This window comes from Paenibacillus tundrae (genome assembly GCF_036884255.1).
GTDB lineage: Bacteria > Bacillota > Bacilli > Paenibacillales > Paenibacillaceae > Paenibacillus.
Map to the genome: position 1 here is coordinate 2,712,082 of NZ_CP145605.1, position 19,065 is coordinate 2,731,146.

Sequence of the window (19,065 nt, forward strand, 5' to 3'; positions counted from 1 at the left end):
GCATTTCGTTTTTGTAGGAGAACTATCCATCCGAGAAGGGCTTAAAAACTTAAGACCATCCTCCGATTAACCCAGAGAGGGTTACACACTCATCATCTTCCAATTCTGCAATTAGCGTAAGTTCCTCTTGGTCAGTTGGGTCAACCGAGAACAATTCACGGCGTCCATCTTCGTGCACAATAATAACCAGTTGGTTGCCGCTTTTTGTATCAAACTGGTACTTAACTCCAATACCAGGTAAAGGACATTCCCGGATATTCATGAAATACTGTCACCTCTTTAGCTTTTCCGTAATAAGTTTAACCGTTCACACAGTACGGATGTATTCTACTATCCCTAACAACGTTTGGCAAGTCATGATTCAAATTACCGACAATTATTTATCCTTACGCTATATATTTTAGCCATTTCTGCGCTGTCTGACACGTCTGCGACGCAAGAAAAACCAGATCAGCAATGCGAAGAGTAACATAAGGCCAATAACAGCTGCGATAATAATATTACGAATGTTCGGAATCTGTACAGTCAAATCCAGTGTATTCCGGTTGAGTGGGGAAATGTGCCACGTTAGTGTTTTACCCCCATCGTCCACAACATCTGCGTTTGAATCCTTCGCTTTGATGGGGAGAGATAACTTGAAGTCGAAATTAACATCCTTTAATAATAGGTTTTTAAGAAAACTCGGTACTTTGTTAATCTGATCTTTGATGTTACCATCCGGCATGGATTCCATGACATCCGCTTCTGCAGTAAGGTGTAGTGTTGACGAGAACAAACCTGGTGTTTTGGATTGCTCGACCTTAATGCCTTGAGGTAAGCTTGACATATCAAAGTCGGTTGTGTTGCTTCTCTCATAGTGAGTGGTTGCGGTAAGCTGCTGCGTTTCTCCTTGCTTGGTAACTTCAGCTTCGAAATTGTTCTTCTTCAACGTATCGGCCAGCAGTGCCATCAGATTATCCTGTCCGATTTTGCCTAGCGCAGCATCGGTTACACTGAGATTCAGATCTAGATCGGATGATCCATCTAGATTGACGGTTACATGGGCTTCTCCGTCTGCGCAAGCCGTTAACACGGATAACATCAATGTTAGTAAGATAGCGCTAAATAAGTAACGTAAAGGCATACGAATCGACATCTAGTTCAACCTTTCAATGTAAAATCTTATTTCTATTTCATAGATTTATAGTATACACCGGATGTATAACAGATGAAACGTTGGGCATGGATTGCATTTTGTGATATGGTATGATTTGATCTGCATGCAAGGGGTGTCATTAAATCAGTACATAAGGTTCAGCATCGTTTGATGAGGTGTGGATGCAGATGCCTAGAACGTGGAATAATGAATAACATATCATCCCGTATACAAATCCATTGATTAAAATTAAAGATTTCGTATTTTTGTCAATGTTCGGTCAATTCAAATGGTGTTTCACCGTGTAAACTGGTAGTAGTGTGTAGAATATTCGGAAGCAGGGGGGGTTACATTCATGACTTACATTATTATTTTGGTTGCAATTATGGTCGTGGGAATGGTCGGAATGGGCTGGTTTTATATGGTTGTGGACAAAGACAAAAATTAGTCTGAATTATTGAATAGCATATGTAAGTAAGACAAGCTCATAAGCTGGCTTCGCGATAATGCGGCGCGGGCTTATTTGCGTTTGCGTATGTATCTAAGTAGACCTAACATGATTGTGTAACATATATGACCTTACATGTTCTTCAATTTGACCAATGGACAAATATTTTTCGTAAAGTTGGGATTTTTAGGCTGCTCTTTTGTATAATAGGTTTAGTTTAACACGGGAATCTCCCGAATCTACCAAATAGGAAAGGGTGTACATAAATGAAGTTTAGTGAATACACGTATACACGTCCCGATCTGGAACACATCAAGACCTCTTTCGGTGAACTGCTGAAGGGATTCGAAGCGGCGGCTTCAGTGGAAGAGCAAAGTGATTTTATGGACAAGATCAATGCCTTGCGCAGTGATTTCGAAACTCAGGCACAACTGGTCTATATCCGTCACTCCATTGATACCAATGATGAGTTTTACAAGGCAGAGAATGAGTTCCTGGATGAAAGTCAGCCTGTTGTTCAAGAGTATATTACTGATTTTTACCGTGCGCTGGTGAATTCCAAGTTCCGTGCGGAACTGGAGCAAAAGTGGGGAATCCAACTGTTTCAGCTCGCTGAGCAAGCTTTGAAAACATTCAGCCCGGAGATCATTGAGGATCTTCAAAAGGAAAACAAACTTTCTACGGAATATAATCAGCTGATTGCTTCAGCCAAAATTCCGTTTGAAGGGGAAGAGCGTACACTGCCTCAACTGCATCCATTTGAGCTGTCCACGGATCGCTCGATGCGGGAACGTGCTTCAGAAGCGCGGTATACGTTTATGGCGGAGCATGAAGCAGAATTTGACCGGATCTACGATGAACTGGTGAAAGTGCGTACACAGATTGCGAAAAAGCTGGGGTATCCAAGCTATGTGGAACTTGGTTATGACCGTATGAATCGTACGGATTATAACGCGGAGATGGTAGCGAATTTCCGCGCACAAGTCCGAGATTATATCGTACCTGTTGCAACCAAGCTGAGAGAACGTCAACGCAGCCGGATTGATGTGGATACACTCTATTTCTACGATCAAGGCTTTAGTTTCAAAACGGGTAATCCAACACCAAAAGGTGATCCAGACTGGATTGTGGAGAACGGGAAACGGATGTATGCCGAACTATCACCAGAAACAGATGTGTTCTTCCAGATGATGACGGACAACGAACTAATGGATCTGGAGAGCAAAAAAGGCAAACAGGGCGGTGGATATTGTACGTTCCTGAACGATTATAAAGTGCCGTTTATTTTCTCCAACTTCAATGGTACGTCGGGTGATATTGATGTGTTGACGCATGAAGCGGGACATGCTTTCCAAGTATACGAGAGCCGTAACTTTGCTGTGCCTGAATATAACTGGCCGACTTTTGAGTCTGCGGAAATTCATTCCATGAGTATGGAGTTCTTTACTTGGCCGTGGATGGAGTTGTTCTTCAAGGAAGATACAGACAAATACAAGTTCGATCATCTGTCCTCCGCGCTGCTATTTATTCCCTATGGCGTATCTGTGGATGAATTCCAGCACTTTGTCTATGCTAATCCTGATGCAACTCCGGCGGAGCGCAAGCAAGCATGGCGCAACATTGAGAAGACGTATCTGCCACATATTAATTACAAAGATAATGCGTATTTGGAACAAGGCGGATTCTGGCATAAACAGGGTCATATTTTCTCGTCACCGTTCTATTACATTGACTATACGTTAGCTCAAATCTGCGCATTCCAGTTCTGGAAACGCAGTAATCAGGATATGAAGTCTGCTTGGGCAGATTATTTGACGCTGTGCAAAGCCGGAGGAAGCCTGTCCTTTACTGGATTGGTTGAGCTTGCGGGACTTAAGTCTCCGTTTGAAGACGGCTGTGTCTCTTCTGTAATTGGAGATATTGAAGCTTGGCTGGATGGCGTAGACGACAAGGCACTCTAAGAGAATTCGAAGAGTAGCTTAAATGAGGTGAAATGGTACGAAGAATAATCCGCACTTGATCGGTATCGCATTCTGAGGTTAGAGCTAGCAGGACAGATTGGGATGTCTGTACTTACGAATACTCTTAGACAGAATGCGAGGGTTATATCATGCTGTACTTAGTTCAAGATTCAACTTTACTGAAACGTGTACAGGATCTTGTAGGTGATCGACAGGGGCATGTCGTTATGGGTGGAGTGCTTGCTGGACTTCAAGCCGGACGAGTATATGTCGATCACCCAGATACCCTGGGAGGCGTGTTGATCTGGGCGAGACACGAGATGTTTTATTGGATTGGTGATCCAGACGGTTCATTATTTCATACACAGGTGAAAAAGCTATTGAGAGAGGATCTTCTGCCCGAAGCTCTGCGGGTTGGTGAAGAGATGTTGAATCTTGAGTTGCTTCCGACTCATGGAGGCAGTTGGGATTCTACCTTACAGGTGACCTTTGCAGGCAAATTAGGCAAAGGTTATCGAATTCCATTCACCTTTGATCAGATGAAATTTCATCATTGGCTGCAGCAATATGCTTGTTTGGATATACCTCCCCAATATCAGGTTAGCGTGATCGATGCTACAGTGCTGGAAGAGGACGCGAGCGGTGTAATCCAAGAAGAGATTTTGAAATTCTGGTATAGGGTCGATGACTTTATCCGATATGGTCTAGGAACCTGTGTCATGCTGAATGGTCAAGTCGTAGGTACATGTATGTCTGTATTTGTGAGCGATGAGCATCACGAGATTGGCATTCATACGTACGACGCATTGCATCGAGGTCAAGGCTTGGCAACAGCTATGGCGACTTCTTATATACGGTTATGTCTTGAACGTGGTTATGTACCTCATTGGACAACCGAAGATTTTCGTAAGGATTCGATTGCGATTGCTCACAAGCTGGGCTTTGAGCAGGGAGAGGCATACCGTGTGTACTACGCGCCTATTCAAGAGCTGCTGAGAACCTGAACTGAATCATCAAAATTTGAGTAAAGACTAAGAATTAAAAGCGATAACTAAGAAAGAGTTAACCCTTGGTGGTTAGCTCTTTTTTTATAACTTTATTGCAGATAATCTGTAATGTAACATTTGTTAGTCTTATTGTGATTAATTTCACTATATCTGAAAACGGATTCAGTTACAATGAAGTCAGTTACAAATCAGGGTAACAGGAGGCTGGTTCAAATGGCAACACATGCTTATTATGTACCGCCCGTGAACTTGATGGGGAGAGGCTGTATACAAGAAGCGAGTAAAATGATTCAAGACATGGGGATTCGCAAAGCATTGGTCGTCAGTGACCGTCCACTAATTGCTTCAGGCGTTACGGAACAGGTGCTGTCTATATTAAGAAAATCTGGGCTAGACTATATCGTATATGATGATGTTCAGCCTAATCCGACATGTCAGAACGTACATGATGGGCTTCAAGTGTATCAAGAACATGGGTGTGATGCGATTATTTCGATTGGTGGTGGTTCACCACAGGATGCTGCGAAGGCTATTGGTATTGTAGCTACGAATGGTGGCCATATCCGCGATTATGAAGGGCTTCATCAATCGCAACATAAGTCAGTACCCCTCGTTGCGTTTAATACAACGGCTGGTACGTCAAGTGAGGTGACTATTAACTACGTGATTACAGATGAGGAACGTAAAGTGAAAATGGTGATGGTGGACAAAAACAGTCTCGTTTCCCTTTCAGTAAATGATCCAGAACTGATGTTAAGTAAACCTTCTAGCTTGACTGCGGCAACAGGGATGGACGCATTGACCCATGCCGTGGAAGCGATGGTCACACCAGGTGGGTTCACGGTTACAAGTGCGACAGCAGCGGCGGCTGTTGAATTGATCTTCGAATATTTGCCGAGAGCTGTAAGAGACGGCAGTGATCTAGAAGCAAGAGAGCATATGACATATGCGTGTTTTCTTGGGGGAATAGCGTTTAACAATGCTGGTTTAGGATATGTTCATGCGATGGCGCATCAACTAGGTGGTGTATACGATCTCCCGCACGGTGTATGTAACGCGATGTTACTCCCCTATGTGGAAGAGATGAATGCAAAGCATGTACCAGGCAAATTCCGTCATATCGCTAAAGCGATTGGTATGAATGTGCAAGGGAAAAGTGATGAGCAATGCTCTGAATATGTCATTGAAGCCATTCGCCAGCTTTCCAAAGAGGTCGGTATTCCGGAGAAGCTGTCCGAACTAGGCGTTAACGACTTGGATATCGAACTACTCGCTGACAATGCGATGAAGGACGCCTGTGCACCTGGGAACCCCTATCAACCTTCCAAAGACGAAGTGATGGAGCTGTTCCGTAAAATTATATAATGAATCGTGCACACAAGCCGGGAATATAAGTTCTCGGCTTATTTGTCGTTTGACCCTGTAATTAAATTACTTTATTTTCCATATTATATTTCCTTACAAAAACAAAAGGAGTTTGATTCCTTCTTAGCGAATACAATTCCTAAGTAACATCAAAGTGGGTTGGAGGGAGTGAATGTGCACGAGAGAGAAGTAGTTAAGCTTTTAGGATCAATGACACTGTAAGTTTCGTGTTTCTTGTTTGTGTTTAATGTTTACTTAGGCAAGAAACTCATTTTCTACGCAACAATATCGATTGCCACCCTGCATAATACACCTCAGTTTAACTAGTTAAATGACTCTTCACTTTTTATTTTTCATTTTAATTTCATTTCTGACATGGCAGTGATGCCAGCTTATTTACAATTTGAGTCTTCACCACTTTTGTATACGTAATGTACATGAACACGGTTTATACAGCATGCTCCTGATCATGACAACAGTGTCCACTCATCCACAGAATAAGAACTTGGGCGACTGAATGAAAGAGAGAATGAAAGCAAGTGGAGGAGGCTGTAATGATGGCGAAAAAAGAAGTTGTCGCAATGCTGTTAGCCGGAGGCCAAGGCAAACGGTTGAAGGGACTTACCAAATCACTGGCTAAACCCGCCGTCTATTTCGGTGGTACGTATCGAATCATTGATTTTCCTCTAAGTAATTGCTCTAACTCCGGCATTGACACCGTTGGTGTGTTAACTCAATACGAACCTCTTGTGTTGCATTCCTACATTGGAATCGGCAGTGATTGGGATTTGGATCGCAAAAATGGTGGTGTATATGTACTGCCTCCACATGAACGCGAGGATGGAAGCAACTGGTATCGTGGTACAGCAGACGCCATCTATCGTAATCTCAACTTTATCGAACAATTTGACCCTGAGCATGTACTCGTTCTATCAGGGGACCATATTTATAAAATGAATTATGAGAAAATGCTTCAGTATCATAAGGAAAAGGACGCAGATTGCACGATTTCAGTCATTGATGTACCACTGGAAGAGGCAAGTCGGTTCGGGATACTGAACACTCATGATGACTACCGTATCTACGAATTCGAAGAAAAACCTTCTCAGCCTAAGAGTACACTCGCATCTATGGGCATATATCTCTTCAAGTGGGATGTACTGAAACGTTTCCTGATCCAGGACGAACAACAGGCATCCACCTCTTATGATTTTGGCAAAGACATCATCCCCTTATTGCTTGAACATGAAAAATCACTTTATGCATATCCATTTGAAGGCTATTGGAAAGACGTTGGTACGATTCGTAGTCTGTGGGAATCCAATATGGATCTGCTGGACGACGAGGCACCTTTTAATCTGAATGACCCAGACTGGCGTATCTATACACGCAATCCGAATCAGCCTGCACAGTATATTTCTCCAACCGCGAAGGTGCGCAATTGCATTATTAGTGAAGGCACGGTTGTCCACGGTGAGGTGAACCATTCGGTGTTATTTTATGGCGTCGAGGTTGGTCAGCACAGTGAAGTTATTGATGCTGTTGTGATGCCAAAAGTGAAGATTGGGCACAATGTGCGCATTCGTCGCGCTATTATATCGGAAGGACTCGTCATTCCTGACGGTGCACACATTGCCCCCTTACCCGGAGACGATAGTGATATTGTACTCATCGATCAAGAAGAACTGGAGCGTCAGCTCCGCGAGGGAATGACAAGCAAAGCCTAATCTGAGGGTAAAGGACGGTGCATGCGATGAAACCATTGATCGGAGTTATTAACCTTGACCATGAGCTTGAAGAATTGAAGGAATTGACGTACTTTCGCTGCGGAGCTGCGGTGCCCTATGCCGGACGTTACCGTCTAATTGATTTTGTATTGTCTAACATGATGAATGCGGGCATTGAAAGCATTGGTGTATTTGTAAGGCGTAAATATCGTTCACTCTTAGATCATTTGGGTGATGGGAAGCCATGGGATCTGGATCGTAAACATGGAGGTATGTTTATTTTGCCGCCGGATTGGAATGATCCAACGGATACCTCACAGGGCGATTTACAGCATTTTCACAATAACTTAGACTTCTTTCATCGGGGATCGGGAGAATATGTTGTTCATGCCGGTAGCCGTCATGTAACCAAGGCGGATCTGCAGGATGTCTACAGGTATCATAAAAGCACAGGGGCGGACGTTACGCTGGTCTGCAAAAAAGTAGATCAATTGTTGCCTGAGCATAATGCTTGTGTCAAAGTTGAACATGACGGGTACGGTAATGTGGTAGACATTCACCAAAGTGCCGATCACCCGAATATATATACAGAAATTTTTATCATGGAAAAACAACTGTTCTTGCGCCAAGTACAGCGCTGCATCGATCATGGCGAGAGTCATTTTTTCCGTGATGTGATCCAGAAAAATCCAGATGGTTTGAAGATTGCTGCCTATGCGTACGACGGATATCATGCCGTAATCAATTCAATCGAAAGTTATTATCGGAATAGTCTGGAACTGTTGAACAAAGGGCTGTATGAACAACTGTTCCAAGAAGAGCCTGTTCAAACGAAGATTAAATATGAGGCACCAGCTAAATATCTCGATACAGCCGAGGTGAAACATTCCTTACTCGCGAATGGGTGCATTGTTGGTGGAGAAGTCGAGGATAGTATTCTGTTTCGTGGAGTGCACGTAGCTAAAGGTGCCAAAATTAAGGGTTCCATTATTATGCAGAAGTGTTACATTGGTGAGGGAGCTGTACTGGAGAATGTTATCCTCGATAAAGATGTGAAGCTGACGGGTGGGCAGACGTTGATTGGTGACCCATCAAACCCGTATATTTTGGCAAAAAGCACTATTATCTAATCGGATCGCATAACCGATATCATCTATAAATACACCTATTTCAGTATAGATTTCCTTGATTTAATTAGGAGTAGATGAGATCAAAAGGGCAATTCGCCGCAATTCATCATTTAACTAGCTATAGCTACCATCATCCTCATTTGATGAGAGATGAAATTTCTATAAATATATAAAATAAAAATCCTGTAGGATGGATTCAGGTTCATGGATAGAAGTTATTTTGCAGAAGAGCTCAACAGTAAGTGAAGGGGACGAAATCAATTCTGAAGAAGCGAAGCGTTCGCCTTTGTCTCCAAATTTCAACCTATTAAATAGGTTAAACAAGAAATTTGGGAGACAACAGCGATCGAAAGAATGATTCGTCACCGTAACGCCAACATGCTCGAACCAAAATATGCAGGACATGAGCATTAACATTCTACAGGATTTCACCGGGAGGAACCTACTTTTGTTTGACAACAAAGAAACGTTCAAGAGCATATTTCAACGGAATCTGGTCAGCAAATTGGGCAAACCGCTTGAAGAAGCAACGCAGGAAGATGTCTATCACGTACTTGGAAGTATGATTCGCGAATATGCGGGGCAAGATTGGGCGACCTCGAATCAAGGATTTAAGCAGCGGCAGGATAAACAGGTCTATTACTTCTCGCTCGAATTCCTGATTGGACGTCTGCTCGGCAATAACCTACTCAATGTCAATGAATTGGAACTCGTCCGTGACAGCCTGGCTGATCTAGGTTTCTCGTTAGAGGAAGTGGAGGAACAGGAAGCGGACGCTGGACTCGGTAACGGTGGATTAGGACGGCTCGCAGCCTGTTTTCTGGATTCATTAGCCTCTCTCGGTTACGCAGGTCATGGCTGTGGTATTCGTTATAAATATGGTCTGTTTGAACAAAAAATTATTAACGGCAACCAGGTTGAGCTGCCAGACAATTGGCTGGAGAAGGGCAATGAGTGGGAAGTTCGCCGTCCAGACAAGAAAGTCGAAGTAAAGTTCTGGGGTCGCGTAGAAACGCACGAAGAGAATGGACGTTATCAGTTCGTAACGAAGGATGCCGAATCCGTCGTGGCCGTTCCCTACGATGTGCCGATCATCGGATATGGTCATCCTCACGTGAATACTTTGCGACTGTGGAGTGCTGAGCCGAAGCGCGAAAGTTCGCTGGATACGCCTTCGAACTATTACGGATACCTCGATTACAGTCGTTCGGTCGAGTCGATCTCAGAGTTCCTGTACCCTGACGATTCTCAGTATGAAGGTAAGCTGCTGCGTTTGAAGCAACAGTATTTCATGTGTTCGTCTGGGGTACAGAGTGCCTTGCGGACATTTAACAAACTAGGTCTGTCCTATGACCGGTTGCCAGATAAGGTTGCATTCCATATTAACGATACACATCCAACACTCGTCATTCCTGAGCTGATGCGCATCTTAATGGACGATCAAGGGTATGGATGGGATGAAGCATGGGACATTACGACCCGCACGGTCTCGTACACGAACCATACTACACTCAGTGAGGCACTTGAAAAATGGCCTGTATCCATGATTAGCAAGCTGTTGCCACGGATCTACATGATTATTGAAGAGATTAACAAGCGCTTCTGCAGCATGCTTCTGGATCGATATCCCGGAGATCAGGAACGTATAACGCATCTGGCCGTTATTGCGCATGATCAGGTTAGAATGGCACATCTCGCTATCGTGGGCAGCCACAGCGTCAATGGAGTAGCGGCGCTGCATACCGAAATTCTCAAAGAACGTGAGATGGCTCCGTTCTATGCACTTTATCCAGAGCGCTTCAATAACAAAACCAATGGAATAACCCATCGTCGCTGGTTAATGCATGCCAATCCTAGATTATCTCATCTCATTACGGAGACGATCGGGAATGCTTGGATAACCGAACCCGGTAAGTTAAATGAGCTGACAAACGTTGCGCAAGATGCATCGTTCCAAGAGCAATTCCGAGCCATTAAACGAGGCAATAAGGAACGACTTGCAGCTTATATTTTAGATCATACCGGAACACCGGTGAATCCCGATTCTATTTTTGATGTGCAGGTGAAACGATTGCATGGGTATAAGCGGCAATTGCTGAACATTCTGCATGTCATGCATTTATATAATAAACTCAAGAATGATCCGACTTTTGATATCGTGCCGCGGACATTCATCTTTGGCGCCAAGGCTGCACCAAGTTATTATTTTGCCAAAAAAATCATTAAGCTCATTAACAATGTAGCAAGCACAATCAATCAGGATAAGGCTGTTAATGATCGTCTAAAAGTATTTTTCCTTGAGAACTACTCTGTTTCCCTGGCAGAGAAAATTATTCCGGCTGCGGATGTCAGTGAACAGATTTCGACGGCGGGTAAGGAAGCTTCTGGCACGGGCAACATGAAATTCATGATGAACGGAGCTTTGACCATTGGAACGATGGACGGAGCCAATGTCGAGATGGCAGAGCAGGTTGGAGAGGATAATATGTTTATCTTCGGACTACGCGCTGATGAGGTGTTAAACTATGTTCATTCCGGTTCCTATCGTCCTGGTGAGCTGGTCAGTCAGGATAACCGAATCCGTGAAGTAGTAGAACAACTCATCCATCCGGGAGCATTTTGCCATCGGGAAGGGGAATTCTGGGATATTTATGATTCGCTGGTTGCCCATGGCGATGAATATTTTGTACTACGTGATTTTGCTGCGTATGCTGAAGCACATGCCGCGATTGACGTAGCATACCGTGATATACCGGATTGGACTCGCAAGGCTGTGCTGAATACAGCACAATCAGGCATATTCTCAAGTGATCGTACCATTAGCGAGTATGCTACAGATATCTGGGGCATTGAACCGGTATCTGGATATTGGAAAGGGTAATGAAATGGAGAATCCCCTCGGTCAATCGAGGGGATTTTGTCTATGTATAGATATCCTTCGAGTTGTCTTCAACTCATATTATCCGTATGCGTGTGAGGAATATTCTCTTTGTTAAACGCGTGTAAGGTTACTATAATCTAATAATGTAGTAAACATCACTCGTCTTTTACCACAAGTCCGAAAATTTTAGTGAACAAAATCGCCTGCGGAGCAGAGATGATACAGCCTTGAAGATCCTCCATCGTCACGCCGAGATTGTGAAAATCACAAGTACTGATATCAATGCCATTCAGCGATGTGCTTGAGAATTGAGCTTTATCAATGTTGCTCTGCTCAAGTCTGATTTTGCTAAGGGTAGCACTATAAAAGTCTGCATGAGCGAAGGAGCTACGCTCGATCTCAACCTGCTTCAGATTAGCAAAACGGAGGGTAGCGTATTCGGCCAAGCACTCACTAAACCGCACGTTGCGTAAAGTCGAACCGAGCAGGTCAAGGCCTACCATTTTACAATGGAGAAATGTCGCTCGGTGAATAATGGCCTCACTCCAGTTCACGTTGGATAGATCGCAATGCTCGAAGATTGCGTCTGTAATTTCTACACCGGGCAGAGCCATGTCTTCAAAAACAACATGTTTAAAATGCACCTTCTCCAGCAAAACTTTATTCGCCTCACAACCAGATAACGATCCATTCTCGTATAATCCTTGTTCAATAGTCTGCTCATCATGGAGCTGTAATGTCTCTACAGGTACTGCTTCAAGCTGACGTGGGAGCTTGGGTAGCGCAAGCTTGAATTCGTTGGTCACGGTTAGACGGGATTCGCGAGTCATGATTACCTCCTAATGAGAAATTATCGCTTTAATAACACCTTATCAGTAGAACGAATGTTTGCCAATAGGGAGCAGACACATGAACAACGAGTAGGCATGAGCGAAATGTCCGCACAGAAAATCAAAAAAAATCGTGTTAGTTCAGTCATAATAAGCGAGAAATCGTTTATATCATATCTGCAACATAGCGTAGAAAGGAAAGGATGCAACATGGATCATTACACCCGTATCCAACTTGCGATTACATACCTAGAGGAACATTTACAAGATGAATTTAATGTGAAGCAGACAGCTGCATGCGCTGGCTTCTCTGCGTTTCATTTCCAGCGTTTATTTCAGGCTATAACAGGGTACACCGTGTTGGAGTATGTGCGCAGACGTAGGCTTAGTGAGGCGGCTCAGCATGTAAGGAATACGAGCGCAGGTATACTCGACATCGCCTTGAACTGGGGGTATCAATCACAAGAAGCATTCACACGGGCGTTTGCGACGTACTGGGGAGTGACACCTGCCAAATTTCGCAAGTTGGAGGTTAATTCCTATTCCTCGAAGCTCCAGCAGATGATTGATTTCAACGATTATCGCACTCAGCTTGGAGGAGATTTTTATATGAACACACCACGCATCGTAACGCTTGAAGCAATTCGCATTATCGGGTATGAGTACAAGACGAATTTGAATGACAATCAGCATTATGGAGAAATTCCGGGCTTTTATCATCAGTTTGGAACAGAGCAGAAATTCATGGATATTCCAGACCGTTCACGTCCGGATCTAGCGTATGGCATTGCCTGCCACTTTCAGGAGGATGGTCAATTTTCTTTTATCATAGGTGAGGAGAGCGCTAGTGTAACGCCATTGTTGGAGCCAGGGTACGTGGAGTTTGAAATTCCCGGTGGCGTGTATGCAGAGTTCAAGGTTGATGGTTCGGGTCAGGATATTCGCAAAATGATCTATGGTAGCTGGTTACCCCAATCCAATTACGAGCGAGGGGAAGGAGCAGACTTTGAGGTGACCGATGTATGGAAGTCATCCCCTGAGCAGTTGGACATGAAGATCTATATTCCGCTAAAATAAACAGAACCGCTCCGCGGTAATAAAAGCCGGAGGGCTTCAGGAATATGAGTGGAGATTCATGGATTAACTCCAGACAGTGTAAGATCATTATGGCAGTGTTCACCGTGATCTATGTACTGTTTATGGGCAATTTATTATTTTTCAAAGGCAGAACGGTAGGCTTAAGCTATCAATATAACTGGATGCCTTTTGAAACGATCAGACCCCTTCTCTTGGAGAGAGAAAAGTACACCACAGAAGCTTGGGTAAAAAATCTATTTGGCAATATTGTATTATTCATTCCCTTAGGCGTGTGCATTCCCGTGTTGTTTCGCAAATGTCGATCCTTCCTGAAGCTTACAGTAACCGTTATCCTAATTTTATTTGCGGTAGAACTAACGCAGCTAGTAACCCGGGTTGGGACGTTTGATGTCGATGACATTATACTGAATACAGTAGGCGCATGGATCGGATATGTAGGCTTGCGGATCTTAGTGCATGTTGAGAGACTTCGTCAACCGTCTATATAGATTGAACAGCGATCGAAAGGTTATTATGCCATCGGAGTGGTCAGTGTAAATATGTATAGTTCAATCTATATAGTAGGCATAGTTCAGAGTTTAGGTAAATCACAGGTTGAATAGCGGGATCGGTATAGCGTGTACCTACCATAGGGACACGCTATACCGATCCTTTTTGCGTGTAATTGAGTAGCGGGTGTTTATCAAGAGTGCATTTCGGATAAAACATATTAACGGGATATTGAACGACCTTCATAAATTAGAATATTAGAGAAATGAGGTGGCTGACATCGTCTGGTGGAAAGAGAGTGTAGTGTATCAGATCTATCCGATCAGCTTCATGGACTCGGACGGAGACGGTCATGGTGATCTGCGAGGAATCTATGATAAGCTCGATTATCTTACGGATCTTGGAATCGATGTAATCTGGATCTGTCCGATTTATGAATCACCGGGTCATGATAATGGCTATGACATTAGCGATTATTACGCGATTATGCGTAAATATGGCACGATGGAAGACTTTGATCGATTGCTGGAAGAGGCACATAAGCGTGGTCTTAAAATCATGATGGATCTCGTGCTGAATCATACTTCGGATGAACATCCGTGGTTTGCAGAATCACGTTCAATGAAAGACAATCCGAAACGGGACTATTATATCTGGCGATCGGGTAAACATGGTCAGCTTCCGAACAACTGGGAATCTTATTTTGGGGGTTCAGTGTGGAAGCTTGATCCGGAGACGAATGAGTATTATTTACATTTGTATTCTGAACATCAGCCTGATCTCAACTGGGATAATCCACAGATGGCGGAAGAGATGTATGAAATGGTTCATTGGTGGTTGGAAAAAGGGGTCGATGGCTTCCGTTTCGATGCAGTTGCTCATATTGCGAAGGCAGAGGGTCTGCCCAGTGCGCATAATCCTGATAATCTACCTGTTGTGCCTGCATATCAGCTATTCTCGAACCTGCAACAGGTTCATTCCATCTTAAACAAGCTGAACGATATGATTCTGAAACCATATGGACCGATGACAGTAGGCGAAACATCAGGCCTTGGCCCTGAGCAGGCTCTTGCTTATGTGGGAACGGATCGTAATGAGCTTAATATGGTGTTTCAATTTGAACACATGTTTGTAGACGCTCAATCCTCAGGAATCGGGAAGTGGAATTACCGAGCGTGGAAGTTACCTGAGCTAAAAGAAATTATGAGTCAATGGCAGACCGTCCTGCATGGACGCGGGTGGAATGCGAACTACATGGGAAACCATGATCAGCCTCGGCCGGTATCCCGTTTTGGGGATGATGGTAAATATAGAGTGCGCTCAGCCCAGATGCTCGCGACCTGGATGATGACCCTTGAAGGTACACCATACATTTATCAGGGCGAAGAGATCGGCATGACCAATATTGCTTTTCCGGACATCGAACAATATCGAGATATTGAAACGATGAACTATTACAGACATCATATCGGTCAGGGGAGATCGAAACAGGATGTCATGGAGGCTATCTGGCTGAAAAGTCGGGACAATGCGCGAACTCCCATGCAATGGGATGACAGTGAGCATGCTGGATTCACAAAGGGTGAACCTTGGATTCAGGTGAATGATAACTTTACAGAGATCAATGTCGCTGCTGCTGAAAGTGATCCACAGTCCATTTTGCATTATTATCGGAAGTTGATTTCACTGCGCAAAAAAAACAAGGTGTTGATCTATGGGGCGTATGAATTACTTCTTGCCGATGACCCTGATATCTATGCATATACACGGACACTAGATGACGAGAAAGTGCTAGTGATCCTTAACTTTAGTTCAAATGAACCTGAAATGCATTGGCCCGAGGGATGGGCAGCAGAACAGGCCAAACTTATGATCTGTAATGTGAACAAACGTTACTCGACAGATGAAGGCACCATTCTATTACAGCCTTATGAGGCGAGAGTTTATCGGATGCTCTAAATTGTTCTAATTTTGATTTGTATGCAGGCTATGGACTATACTTATAAACGTAAGTTGCGAAATCATGGATGTGAAGTAAACTACATTAAGGTTGTATATTAACTTGTCAGGAGGCTGCCGAGATGCTGCAGATTACTTATCATGGACATTCCAGTGTCCAACTGGGCACAGAAGAAAAATCGCTGATCATTGATCCTTTTCTACGTGGCAATGAACTGGCTGTTACTAAACCCGAGAACATTAAGACAGACGCTGTGCTGTTGACTCATGCACATATGGATCATATTTTGGATGCTGAACCGATTGCGAAGGCGAATAACGCCAAAGTAGTTGCTATCGTGGAGTTGGCTACATACATGTCATGGAAAGGGCTTGATACGCTGGGTATGAACATGGGCGGAACTGTGGATCTTGATTTTGCGCAGGCGAAAATGATTCAAGCCTTCCATACATCAGGAATTGTGCTGGAAGAGGAACAACGCATTATGTACGCAGGATTGCCTGCAGGATACATCATTAACATTGGTGGCAAAACGATATTGCATGCGGGTGATACAAGCTTATTCGGTGATATGAAAATGATTGGAGATCGTCATAAGATTGATGTTGCCTTCCTGCCGATTGGTGGACATTTCACCATGGGGCCTGAAGATGCACTTCAAGCCGCAGAGTGGTTTAATGCCAAACTGACCATCCCTGTACATTATGATACATTCCCAGTGATTCGTCAGGATGCCGAAGAGTTCGTACAGCAGCTAGCTTCCGTAGGATTGGAAGGTCGCGTGATGGCGCCAGGGGACTCCTTTAGTTTATAGAGGTTGTTTTCAATCGCCCACTCTGGATCGAGCAATGAAGAAGGTGAGTAACACGTTAGGTTGGATGACGTGTTGCTCGCCTTCTTTTTGTTTTGAAAATTAAATCGCAAGTTGGATGTAGGTTCATGATACCGAGCAATATGCATATCTTTAGGTTGAGGCGAGGTAGGGTATTCATTTTGGATGCAAATCACCGATATCATGGCGTTTCCGAACGTTAGTTTCAAAATAAATGTTACATAGCAAACATTTATGGGGAATGTGTAGAAAGGGTATGAATAGCGGTTTTTCACCAAGCTTCATCTGAGTCGCTCAGGTTAGCAAATCAAAGTCGTTAACACGAACTTATAAGAAAAATATAGTTTCAACTTGTATATACATGTTTACTTATGTAATATAGACATGAAGTTAACTGATGAGATAGACCAATACGTATTTAAATTTTGGAGGCGTTAACATGAGTTCAACCGACACAACTTCCTCATCGTGGTGGAAAACGTCCACGGTGTATCAGGTATATCCCAAGAGCTTCAACGATACGACGGGAACAGGCACAGGGGATATTCGAGGCCTGACGGAAAAACTAGACTATTTGCAGCATTTGGGTATTGATATCGTATGGCTGCAGCCGGTCTATGTTTCTCCTCAACATGACAATGGTTATGATGTGGCTGATTATTACAAGATTAACCCTGACTATGGCACAATGGAGGACTTCGACGAACTGTTGAAGGGGCTCAAATCGCGAGATATGAAATTAATGATTGATATTGTGGTGAACCACTCGTCCACGGATCATGAGTGGTTCCAGCAGTCGAGGTCTTCCAAGGATAATCCGTACCGGGATTATTATATATGGAAAGATCCAGCTCCAGATGGCGGTGTGCCGAACAATTGGCAGTCTAAATTTGGTGGGCCGGCATGGCAATACGATGAGCATACAGGTCAATACTTCCTAACCTTGTTTGACAAAACACAGGCTGATCTGAATTGGGAGAATGAGCAAGTACGTAAAGCTGTGCGCGATATGATTAAATTCTGGGCGGATAAAGGGGTAGACGGCTTCCGAATGGATGTCATTAACCTGATCTCCAAGGATCAGCGTTTTCCAAACGATGACGGCAGTGTACCTCCGGGAGATGGTCGTAAGTTTTACACCGATGGACCACGTGTACACGAATACATCACCGAGATGTATGAAGAGGTGTTCGGTCCCTACAATATGGTCACGGTGGGAGAGATGTCTTCCACAACGTTAGAGCACTGCATTCAATATTCCAACCCGAATTCGCGGGAATTCTCAATGACCTTCAATTTTCACCATTTGAAAGTGGACTATCCGAATGGTCAGAAATGGGAACTGATGCCGTATGATTTCGAGGCAATGAAGCAATTGTTCAGTGATTGGCAGACAGGCATGCAAGCAGGTGGTGGCTGGAACGCCTTGTTCCTCAATAACCATGATCAGCCTCGGGCATTGTCCCGTTTCGCGGATGATGGTGATTATCGTGCCGAAAGTGCCAAAATGCTGGCAACTACGATTCATGGCATGCAGGGAACGCCATATGTGTATCAAGGAGAAGAAATTGGGATGCCAAATCCCGTATGGAACGATGTAAGTGAGTTCCGCGATATTGAATCAACCAACATGTATCGATTGCTACAGGAGGAACGAGGTAAAACGGCTGAAGAAGCTTTTGAGATCGTGAAGCAGCGCTCACGTGATAACTCAAGAACCCCGATGCAATGGGATGCAAGTGAGAATGCAGGATTTACAACTGGCACACCATGGATCAAGGTCGATGAGCGATATCCTTCCATTCATGTGGCTGAGCAGCTGGCTAATCCAGATTCAATCTACTATCAATATCGCAAACTGATTGCTCTTCGTAAGCAGGTGCCTGTATTGATCGACGGATTGTATGAACGTCTTGATGATGCCCATCCAGAAGTATTCGCATATGCACGCACGAATGGAAGCGATACGCTGATTGTGGTATCTAACTTTAGTCAGCGAAGTACGAACTTTACATTCTCTGATGCGATCTGGAAAGAGCATATTGCCGGCAAAACCCATGAATTGCTGATCGGCAATACAGAGCAGGAACCTGATCTGAAGCAGGAATTATCATTAAGCCCTTATGCTTCTTATATGTGGATTGTTCCACAAAAGAATGTATAAAGGTTGTTCCAAGAGTCCATTTTGAAACTCAGACTTTT

14 protein-coding genes are annotated in these 19,065 nt (G+C 43.9%); 11 read left to right on the plus strand and 3 right to left on the minus strand.

Features of this window, described 5'->3' with window-relative positions:
- Window positions 1-49: 49 nt before the first annotated feature.
- Window positions 50-262 (minus strand): hypothetical protein, encoded by a 213-nt coding sequence (locus V6W81_RS12410; RefSeq protein ID WP_056701081.1) that lies wholly within the window; start codon window positions 260-262, stop codon window positions 50-52.
- Window positions 263-400: 138 nt separating this feature from the next.
- Complete coding sequence (locus V6W81_RS12415; protein WP_338543467.1) at window positions 401-1,135, minus strand: hypothetical protein; 735 nt, start codon at window positions 1,133-1,135, stop codon at window positions 401-403.
- Between the two features lie 714 nt (window positions 1,136-1,849).
- Here V6W81_RS12415 and V6W81_RS12420 point away from each other — a divergent pair.
- From V6W81_RS12420 to V6W81_RS12445, 6 genes are all read left to right on the plus strand, one after another.
- The gene (locus tag V6W81_RS12420; RefSeq protein WP_145048376.1) at window positions 1,850-3,544 is read left to right on the plus strand and encodes a M3 family oligoendopeptidase; all 1,695 of its coding nucleotides are present in this window, start codon (window positions 1,850-1,852) and stop codon (window positions 3,542-3,544) included.
- A gap of 149 nt (window positions 3,545-3,693) precedes the next feature.
- A complete protein-coding gene (locus V6W81_RS12425) occupies window positions 3,694-4,548 on the plus strand; it encodes a GNAT family N-acetyltransferase (protein ID WP_338543469.1) in 855 nt (284 codons plus the stop codon).
- 216 nt (window positions 4,549-4,764) lie between these two features.
- On the plus strand, window positions 4,765-5,916 hold the full coding sequence (locus V6W81_RS12430) for an iron-containing alcohol dehydrogenase (protein ID WP_145048380.1): 1,152 nt from the start codon (window positions 4,765-4,767) through the stop codon (window positions 5,914-5,916).
- Between the two features lie 557 nt (window positions 5,917-6,473).
- A complete protein-coding gene (locus V6W81_RS12435; RefSeq protein WP_338543992.1) occupies window positions 6,474-7,643 on the plus strand; it encodes a glucose-1-phosphate adenylyltransferase in 1,170 nt (389 codons plus the stop codon).
- 26 nt (window positions 7,644-7,669) lie between these two features.
- A complete protein-coding gene (glgD, locus tag V6W81_RS12440) occupies window positions 7,670-8,773 on the plus strand; it encodes a glucose-1-phosphate adenylyltransferase subunit GlgD (RefSeq protein WP_145048382.1) in 1,104 nt (367 codons plus the stop codon).
- Window positions 8,774-9,221: 448 nt separating this feature from the next.
- Window positions 9,222-11,654, plus strand: a complete 2,433-nt coding sequence (locus V6W81_RS12445; RefSeq protein WP_338543471.1) for a glycogen/starch/alpha-glucan phosphorylase — start codon at window positions 9,222-9,224, stop codon at window positions 11,652-11,654.
- Window positions 11,655-11,809: 155 nt separating this feature from the next.
- Here the strand turns inward: V6W81_RS12445 and V6W81_RS12450 are convergent, their stop codons facing one another.
- The gene (locus V6W81_RS12450; RefSeq protein ID WP_338543472.1) at window positions 11,810-12,484 is read right to left on the minus strand and encodes a pentapeptide repeat-containing protein; all 675 of its coding nucleotides are present in this window, start codon (window positions 12,482-12,484) and stop codon (window positions 11,810-11,812) included.
- A gap of 210 nt (window positions 12,485-12,694) precedes the next feature.
- On the opposite strand from V6W81_RS12450, the gene V6W81_RS12455 reads away from it, so the two are divergent.
- From V6W81_RS12455 to treC, 5 genes are all read left to right on the plus strand, one after another.
- Window positions 12,695-13,561, plus strand: coding sequence for an AraC family transcriptional regulator (locus tag V6W81_RS12455; RefSeq protein ID WP_338543473.1), 867 nt, complete (start codon window positions 12,695-12,697; stop codon window positions 13,559-13,561).
- 44 nt (window positions 13,562-13,605) lie between these two features.
- Entirely contained in the window at window positions 13,606-14,070 is a 465-nt protein-coding gene (locus tag V6W81_RS12460; RefSeq protein ID WP_338543475.1) for a VanZ family protein, read from the plus strand.
- A gap of 271 nt (window positions 14,071-14,341) precedes the next feature.
- Window positions 14,342-16,030 (plus strand): glycoside hydrolase family 13 protein, encoded by a 1,689-nt coding sequence (locus V6W81_RS12465; protein WP_338543477.1) that lies wholly within the window; start codon window positions 14,342-14,344, stop codon window positions 16,028-16,030.
- 122 nt (window positions 16,031-16,152) lie between these two features.
- Window positions 16,153-16,845, plus strand: coding sequence for a metal-dependent hydrolase (locus V6W81_RS12470; RefSeq protein WP_338543478.1), 693 nt, complete (start codon window positions 16,153-16,155; stop codon window positions 16,843-16,845).
- A 457-nt stretch (window positions 16,846-17,302) separates the two neighbouring features.
- A complete protein-coding gene (treC, locus tag V6W81_RS12475) occupies window positions 17,303-19,027 on the plus strand; it encodes an alpha,alpha-phosphotrehalase (RefSeq protein ID WP_338543480.1) in 1,725 nt (574 codons plus the stop codon).
- Window positions 19,028-19,065: the final 38 nt, after the last annotated feature.